At 43.9% G+C, this 8014-nt stretch carries 8 protein-coding genes and 1 tRNA gene; 8 read left to right on the top strand and 1 reads right to left on the bottom strand.

What is annotated here, in order from left to right; all coding sequences use genetic code 11:
- The first annotated feature begins 86 nt into the window (after positions 1-86).
- From E5983_RS07650 to E5983_RS07640, 3 genes are all read left to right on the top strand, one after another.
- A tRNA-Asn gene (locus tag E5983_RS07650) sits at positions 87-160 on the top strand.
- A 122-nt stretch (positions 161-282) separates the two neighbouring features.
- Positions 283-1266, top strand: a complete 984-nt coding sequence (gene trhO, locus E5983_RS07645; protein WP_160333277.1) for an oxygen-dependent tRNA uridine(34) hydroxylase TrhO — start codon at positions 283-285, stop codon at positions 1264-1266.
- 104 nt (positions 1267-1370) lie between these two features.
- Positions 1371-2435 carry a serine hydrolase gene (locus E5983_RS07640; RefSeq protein ID WP_160333276.1) on the top strand — a complete coding sequence of 355 codons (1065 nt, stop codon included), beginning with the start codon at positions 1371-1373 and terminating at the stop codon, positions 2433-2435.
- A gap of 68 nt (positions 2436-2503) precedes the next feature.
- Here E5983_RS07640 and rsmG read toward each other — a convergent pair whose 3' ends face one another.
- Positions 2504-3217, bottom strand: coding sequence for a 16S rRNA (guanine(527)-N(7))-methyltransferase RsmG (rsmG, locus tag E5983_RS07635; RefSeq protein WP_160333275.1), 714 nt, complete (start codon positions 3215-3217; stop codon positions 2504-2506).
- Between the two features lie 89 nt (positions 3218-3306).
- On the opposite strand from rsmG, the gene E5983_RS07630 reads away from it, so the two are divergent.
- The 5 genes from E5983_RS07630 to E5983_RS07610 all read left to right on the top strand — a co-directional run bounded on the left by E5983_RS07630 (position 3307) and on the right by E5983_RS07610 (position 7830).
- A complete protein-coding gene (locus tag E5983_RS07630) occupies positions 3307-3870 on the top strand; it encodes a LemA family protein (RefSeq protein WP_160333274.1) in 564 nt (187 codons plus the stop codon).
- Between the two features lies 1 nt (position 3871).
- Entirely contained in the window at positions 3872-4774 is a 903-nt protein-coding gene (htpX, locus tag E5983_RS07625; protein ID WP_160333273.1) for a zinc metalloprotease HtpX, read from the top strand.
- Positions 4775-4782: 8 nt separating this feature from the next.
- Positions 4783-5316, top strand: coding sequence for a DUF177 domain-containing protein (locus E5983_RS07620; protein WP_160333272.1), 534 nt, complete (start codon positions 4783-4785; stop codon positions 5314-5316).
- A gap of 381 nt (positions 5317-5697) precedes the next feature.
- Positions 5698-7122 carry an NADP-dependent phosphogluconate dehydrogenase gene (gene gndA / locus E5983_RS07615; protein ID WP_160333271.1) on the top strand — a complete coding sequence of 475 codons (1425 nt, stop codon included), beginning with the start codon at positions 5698-5700 and terminating at the stop codon, positions 7120-7122.
- A 9-nt stretch (positions 7123-7131) separates the two neighbouring features.
- Positions 7132-7830, top strand: a complete 699-nt coding sequence (locus E5983_RS07610) for a winged helix-turn-helix transcriptional regulator (protein WP_160333270.1) — start codon at positions 7132-7134, stop codon at positions 7828-7830.
- Positions 7831-8014: the final 184 nt, after the last annotated feature.

The raw sequence follows: 8014 nt of genomic DNA, 5'->3' as shown, positions 1-8014 counted from the left end.
CCGAACACAGAAGTTAAGACCTAGAACGCCGGAAGTAGTTGGGGGTTGCCCCCTGTGAGATATGGTAGTCGCTTAGCTTTTCTTTATCCGCCATAGCTCAGTTGGTAGTAGCGCATGACTGTTAATCATGATGTCGTAGGTTCGAGTCCTACTGGCGGAGTTCTTGCCCCTTGGGGCTTTTTTTCTTGCTTTTAAGTAAAAACCCTTGGGTTTTCCTTCATTTCAAGTTATAATGGATTGAATTTGAAATTCAAATGTTAGTTTAAAGGAGAATGAAATCTTATGGCAAAAGATATTCGTGTTCTATTGTATTACAAGTATGTTCCGATTGAAAATGCGGAACAGTTTACCAAAGACCACTTGGCCTTTTGTAAGTCGATTGGTCTGAAAGGTCGGATTTTGGTAGCGGATGAGGGGATCAACGGGACCGTTTCTGGTGACTTTGAAACAACTCAGAAGTATATGGACTATGTTCACTCACTACCAGGAATGGAAGATCTTTGGTTTAAAATTGACTTAGAAGAAGAGCAAGCTTTTAAAAAGATGTTTGTTCGTTATAAAAAAGAGATTGTTCACCTTGGTCTAGAGGACAATGACTTTGATGCGGATATCAATCCGCTTGAAACAACTGGAGCTTACCTATCACCAAAAGAATTTAAAGAAGCGCTTTTGGATGAGGATACGATTGTTTTGGATACACGAAATGACTACGAGTACGATTTGGGTCATTTCCGAGGTGCTATTCGTCCAGATATCCGTAATTTCCGTGAATTGCCACAATGGGTTCGGGACCATAAAGAAGAATTTATGGATAAACGCGTGGTTGTTTACTGTACCGGTGGTGTTCGCTGTGAGAAATTTTCTGGTTGGATGGTTCGTGAGGGTTACAAAGATGTTGGTCAGCTTCACGGAGGAATCGCAACATATGGAAAAGATCCAGAAGTTCAAGGAGAGCTTTGGGATGGAAAAATGTACGTTTTCGATGAGCGGATTGCTGTTGACATCAACCATGTAAATCCAGTTGTGGTCGGAAAAGATTGGTTTGATGGAACTCCATGTGAACGTTATGTAAACTGTGGAAATCCTTTCTGTAATCGTCGCATCTTGACTTCAGTTGAGAATGAAGATAAATACCTTCGTGGATGCAGCCACGAATGTCGTGTTCATCCTCGTAACCGTTATGTTTCGGAGAATGGTTTGACAGAGGCAGAGGTTGTTGAGCGTCTAGCTACCATTGGTGAAGTATTAGATCCTGCTATGGCTTAAGAAAAAAGTTCGAGTTTTCCCACTCGAACTTTTTTGTTTCCTATTGTTTTTTAATTTTAGATGTCTTATAATATATGAGTTGAAATTTTATAAGGTGAGGAATTATGAAGAAGTATAGTAAGTGGATTGTTGGATTATTGATTGGGCTAGCCTCTCTAGCCTTTATTGCTGCTGTCTTTGTGGCAGGATCACATTCCGACTCTAATTTATTTTCCCAAATGGTTGGTCAAATAACTGGGAAGAAACAAGAGGAAAAAAAGGAACAAGAGACTGAAGAAGAAAAGGTAGTTCCAACCAATAAAAGTAAGGCTGCCAAGCAAAAAGTCATGGCCGAGGATGAGGATACGATGAATAGCTATGGCCTCTACTATGATTATGCGAATTTGTCATTAGAGGACACGGTTAAAGCTTATATGGACGAGTATGGGATTGACCATTCACAGGTTGCTTTTTCCTATAAAAATATTAACAGTAATGAACGTTTCTCCTTTAATGATACTCAGCCGATGACAGCGGGTTCCACTTACAAGCTTCCGCTCAATATGTTGGTTATGGATGAAGTGGCCAAGGGGAAATTAAGTCTCGAAGATGAATTCGATATCACCAATACCCAATATGAATACCAGGGGGAGCATGACAACTATGTGGCTGCTTTTGGTGGGATGATGACGATCCCAGATATGCAGGTGTATTCTCTTGTTTATTCTGAAAATACCCCAGCCTATGCGCTAGCGGAACGCTTGGGGGGAATGGATAAGGTTTATACCATGTATGACCGTTATGGAACCTCCAAGTCTGCTGAGATTAAAACGATCTCCTTACAAAACAAAACCACAACGGATTACTTCATCCAGGTATTGGAGCACCTCTGGAAGGACCAGAAAAAATATTCTGAGATTCTACGCTTGACGGGTGAATCTTTCCCAGGCGAGTACTACAAGAGTCTCTTACCAGGTCTTAAAATTGATCAAAAACCAGGCTATGTCAATGAAGCCTTGAATGTGAATGCGGTTGTTTATGAGGAGACGCCTTATTTGGTAGCTCTTTATACCGCTGGTCTAGGTGGGACCACAACAGCTTCTACGGAAATTAGTGGTGTTGGTCTTTACCAGGTCGGACAATTGGCTTATGTTATTAATGAGTGGCATCGGGTGAATATGAATCCGTAAGGAAGTCCCTCTTTACTTTATTTATTCGAAAAGAAAAGACAGAAGTTGCAATTTCTGTCTTTTTTCTTCTATAAGGGGCGTTTGTTGGGAATCCCGGCCTTGCGTGGATATTTGTTAGGCGTTTCTTTGCGTTTTTCCAAGGTTGTTAAGGTACGGGGATCGCCATTAGGCAGTTGGTAGTTTTGAGATTGAACAAGCTTGGTGAAAAGGCTGGTTAAAGCGTTTTGGGCTTCCTGGATCTCTTCTTGTGCATCGCTGGCTTTGAGGGCTTGGAGGCGACCACCGATTTTGAGAAAGGGAATTGTCAATTCTGCAAGGATAGGAAGTCGCGCGACTGCTCGGGCGGTGACGATATCAAAGTGGGCCCGGTAGGTCTTGTCCTGCCCTAAATCTTCGGCACGGCCATGGATAAAGTGAACCTTGTCTAGCTGAAGTTTGTCAGCCAGCAGCTCTAGGAACTGGATACGTTTATTGAGCGAGTCAATAATGGTGACCTCTAGTTCAGGTAGTAAAATTTTCATAGGTAGACTCGGAAAACCAGCTCCCGCTCCGATATCAAGTAGCTCTAGGGGCTGATTGGTGATCTCGCCCATGAGGACAGGAGCCAAGGAGTCATAGAAGTGCTTGAGGTAGACTTCGTTTTTTTCCGTGATGGCTGTAAGATTGATTTTTTGATTCCATTCAACTAGTAATTTATAGTAATCTTCAAATTGTTGCTTTTGTTTTTCCGTCAGAGAAAATCCCTGTTCTTCAAGTTTTTGGTAGAATAATTCTGGTTTCATAACCCCTCCCTCTTTCCCTTTATTCTAACACATTTACCCCTAATTTTGATATACTAGTACTAGCTTTATAGAAGGAAGGATGTCGCTAAATGTTGCTTATTATTGGAATTTTGATTGTCCTACTTATTTTTGGAGTGGTGGCTTATAATGGCCTGATTCGTGCCCGTATGCAGACCCAGGAAGCTTGGAGTCAGATCGATGTACAATTAAAGCGCCGTAATGATTTAATTCCGAATTTGATTGAAACGGTGAAAGGCTATGGTAAGTACGAACAGTCTACCCTGGATAAAATTACTAGCCTCCGCACCCAGGTTCAGCAAGCGGCGAGTCCAGCTGAGGCTATGGCAGCCAGTGATGCGCTTAGTCGTCAGGTGTCAGGTGTTTTTGCGATTGCAGAGAATTACCCAGATTTGAAAGCCAATACGAACTACTTGCAGCTGCAAGAGGAATTGACCAATACAGAAAATAAAATCGCCTATTCACGGCAGCTCTATAACAGTGTAACCGCTAAATACAACACAAAATTAGAGACGGTTCCAACCAATATTATTGCCAACTTTTTCCATTTTCAACCAGAGGACTTCCTACAAATTCCTGAAGCAGAAAAGGCAGTTCCGAAAATTGATTTTGGAAGCAATGGGCTAGGAGACTGACATGTTATTTGACCAAATTGCAAGTAATAAAAGGCGTACTTGGGTGCTGCTCTTTGTCTTTTTTCTCCTCTTGGCTTTGATGGGAGCTGCAGTTGGTTATCTCTGGTTGGGGAATGTCTGGGGCGGTGTTTTAACAGCCTTTATCATTGGTGGTATCTATGCTCTGAGCATGATTTTCCAAGCGACGGAAATGGTCATGTATATGAACGGAGCCCAGGAGATTCAGGAGAAGGATTATCCGGACTACTACCATATTGTGGAAGATATGGCGTTAGTGGCGCAGATTCCCATGCCACGGGTCTATGTGGTTCAAGATCCGTCCCCCAATGCCTTTGCGACAGGTTCCAATCCCAAAAATGCTGCCGTTGCTGCGACGACAGGTTTGTTAAATATGATGAACCGTCAAGAGTTAGAAGCGGTGATGGGCCATGAAGTCAGTCACATCCGCAATTATGATATTCGCATTTCGACTATTGCTGTGGCCTTGACCAGTGCGGTGACCATGTTATCCAATATAGCTGGGAGAAATCTCTGGTACAGTATGGGTGGCCGTCGGCGTTCGTCCTCTGATGAGAACCAACAGGGAGCTGCCAATGTGATTTTTCTTCTCTTGTCCTTGTTGGCGATTGTCTTGGCCCCCTTGGCAGCAACCTTGGTGCAGCTAGCCATTTCCCGTCAGCGGGAGTTTTTGGCAGATGCTTCCAGTGTGGAATTGACACGCAATCCCAAAGGGATGATTTCCGCCCTTCAAAAACTAGAAGGGGGACCAGCTAGCAAGCGTCCCGTAGATGATGCCAGTGCGGCACTCTACATCAATGAACCTCGTAAGACCAGCAGCCTCCAGCGGCTGTTCTACACCCACCCACCGATTCCTGAACGGATTGCTCGTTTGGAAGAAATGTAAGGAGAACCATGTTTCATTTACAAGAAATTCGCCGTCAGCCGGATGGCCTTAGCTTTGACCAAGAACTAGATTTATTGAAATCCCTTCAGGAGCGGAATCCAGAGATTTTGGATTTACAGCACTTGCGGGCCGTTGGGAAAGTGACTTATGAAAAAGGACTCTATTTCCTAGACTACCAGTTGTCCTATGAGATTACACTGGCCTCTAGTCGAAGTTTAGAGCCTGTGGTCCTTGAAGAAAATCGTCTGATTACAGAGGTTTTTGGAGATTCTGAAGAAGCTTCTGCTTTGAGCGACGAGGAAGCCCTATATTTACTACTGATTGAGGGAGAGGGGATTAGTCTGGAAGACAGTGTCGCAGACAATATCTTGTTAGAAATTCCGCTCAAAGTTCTGACACCAGAAGAAGAAACGGAAGCAAGTATGCCTCAGGGACAATCCTGGCAGGTTCTCTCAGAGGAAGATTATCTTCAGCAGCAGGCTGAGGCCAAGAAAGAGAATAGCCCTTTTGCTTCTCTTCAAGACCTATTTACAGAAGATTGACCCTTATTTGGGAGTGGGACAGAACTAAATTTGAAAAAATTTAGTTTATTCGCTTTCTTATTCCTTGGCTCGGGTTGATTAGGTCAGGTTCGGAGTCCTCTCAGCGAGTCAGGAATTGACTCGCTGAGCCTATGATATGGACGAACATGAAATGTTCGCTATCAAGCGAACGAGTGGAGTTTGCTTCGCAAACAAGATTTGGTACTCTCTAACAGTATATAATGCTGTTAGACCCGATCAACTACTGCGTCAAAGGTATTTTGCTAATCATAAAGAGAGAGGCTAGACTTTTGTCCCAGCCTCTTTTTTTGCTGTTTTCGAAAAATTGCAGAAGATTTTTTTAGGTGGTATAATGGAAGCAAATAGTTTAAGGAGAAACTCATGTCAAAAGCAAATTTTGGTGTTGTTGGTATGGCTGTTATGGGACGCAATTTAGCGCTCAATATTGAGTCTCGTGGTTATACGGTTGCTATTTATAACCGTAGTAAAGAAAAGACAGAGGATGTTATTGCAAGCCATCCCGATAAGAATTTTGTGCCGAGCTATGATGTGGAATCATTTGTGGCATCGATTGAAAAACCACGTCGCATTATGTTGATGGTTCAGGCGGGTGCAGGTACGGACGCGACTATTCAAGCGCTCCTTCCTTACTTGGGCAAAGGGGATATCCTTATTGATGGAGGAAACACCTTCTACAAAGATACCATTCGTCGGAATGAGGAGCTAGCAGATTCTGGCATTAACTTTATCGGAACAGGTGTTTCTGGTGGTGAAAAGGGAGCCTTGGAAGGGCCATCCATCATGCCAGGTGGTCAAAAAGAGGCCTATGAATTGGTTGCTGATGTTTTGGAAGAAATTTCTGCCAAGGCGCCTGAAGATGGCGCTCCTTGTGTGACTTATATTGGTCCAAATGGTGCCGGTCACTATGTAAAAATGGTCCACAACGGAATTGAGTATGGGGACATGCAATTGATTGCTGAAAGTTATGACCTTATGAAAGGTCTGCTTGGTTTGTCTGCAGAAGAGATGGCTGATATTTTCACCGAGTGGAACCAAGGAGAATTGGATTCCTATCTGATTGAAATCACAGCCGATATTCTTCGCCGCAAGGATGACCAAGGTCAAGATGGACCAATTGTTGATTATATTTTGGATGCAGCTGGTAACAAGGGAACAGGTAAGTGGACCAGTCAATCCGCTCTGGATCTTGGAGTTCCACTCCCCTTGATTACAGAATCTGTGTTTGCACGTTATATCTCGACCTACAAGGAAGAGCGTTTAGCAGCCAGCAAAGTCCTAGCAGGACCTTCTGCGGTAGCTTATGAAGGGGATCGGGCAGAGTTGATTGAGAAAATCCGTAAGGCCCTTTACTTCTCAAAAATTATGTCGTACGCACAAGGTTTCGCCCAATTGCGCGTGGCTAGTAAGGAAGAGAATTGGAATCTACCATTTGGGGAGATTGCATCGATCTGGCGTGCAGGATGTATTATCCGTGCTCGTTTCTTGCAAACAATTACAGATGCCTACAAGGAAGATGCTGATCTACCAAATCTTCTCTTGAATGACTATTTCCGTCAAGTGACTGCAGATTATCAAGCAGCGGTGCGTGAGGTTGTAGCCTTGGCGATCCAGCACGGAGTCCCAGTTCCAACCTTTGCGAGCGCGATTAACTATTACGATAGCTACCGAGCTGCTGATTTACCAGCCAACTTGATTCAAGCTCAGCGGGATTACTTCGGTGCCCATACGTATGAACGAAAAGATAAAGAAGGAATCTATCACTACTCTTGGTATTCTGAAGAATAAGGAGATCTTATGGGGAAACGTATTGTACTAATTGAACAGGACTGCCACTTGGCTCGTTTCCTCAGCCTTGAGTTGGAGTCTGCTGGCTATGAAGTTCAGTGGCTTGAAGACCAGCAGGAGGCTCTTGAATTAGCAGCTACCAGAGCGATTGACTTATTTCTTTTTGACCTTCAAGCCGGCCTGGAATCCAATCAAGCCTTTTTCAAAACCTTGGAACAGGTTCGGCCTGCAGCGGTGTTGATTGCCTTGGCTAGCCCCGAGGATCTGCAGCTGCAGCAGGAGCTCATCCAACGTTATGCGGTCTTAGCAGCCGTGAAGCCCTTTGTGGCATCGATTTTGTTGGAGCAAATTGCCTCTATATTTAGAGGGCGGGATTTTATTGATAAACATTGCAGCCAAATGCAAAAAATAACCAAGCATCGCCATCTGACGGTTGATTTGGTAAATCATTTGGTTTACCGCAATGGGGAGCCGCTAGCCCTAACCCGCCGCGAGTATGACCTGCTAGTAACCCTGATGGCTAGTTCCAGTGCCCTTAGCCGTGAAGAGCTGTTGGAGCGGATTTGGAAATACGAGAACCCGTCTGGTACCAATATCGTGGATGTTTATATCCGCTATCTTCGCGGTAAAATTGATGTTCCAGGCCAGGCTAGTTACATCGAAACTGTTCGAGGGGTTGGCTATAAAATGCGGGATGCCGTGCTTTAAGAATAAGTGATGAAACGTTGTGTGGGAGTGCTTTCCCCACAGCGTTTTTCCTTTAATCAGACCTTCTAGCTTAAGTGGGAAAGCAGTAAGCGCCCAATAACAAGGTATCTTCCGATAAAGTAGAAATCTAGCTATACTAGTCTCAGAAAACATGAGTAGAGGAGATTGGTTTAGTGGATGCGAA

The sequence above is a fragment of the Streptococcus danieliae genome (assembly GCF_009767945.1).
GTDB lineage: Bacteria > Bacillota > Bacilli > Lactobacillales > Streptococcaceae > Streptococcus > Streptococcus danieliae.
This window is presented reverse-complemented; position numbering and strand designations above follow the sequence as displayed.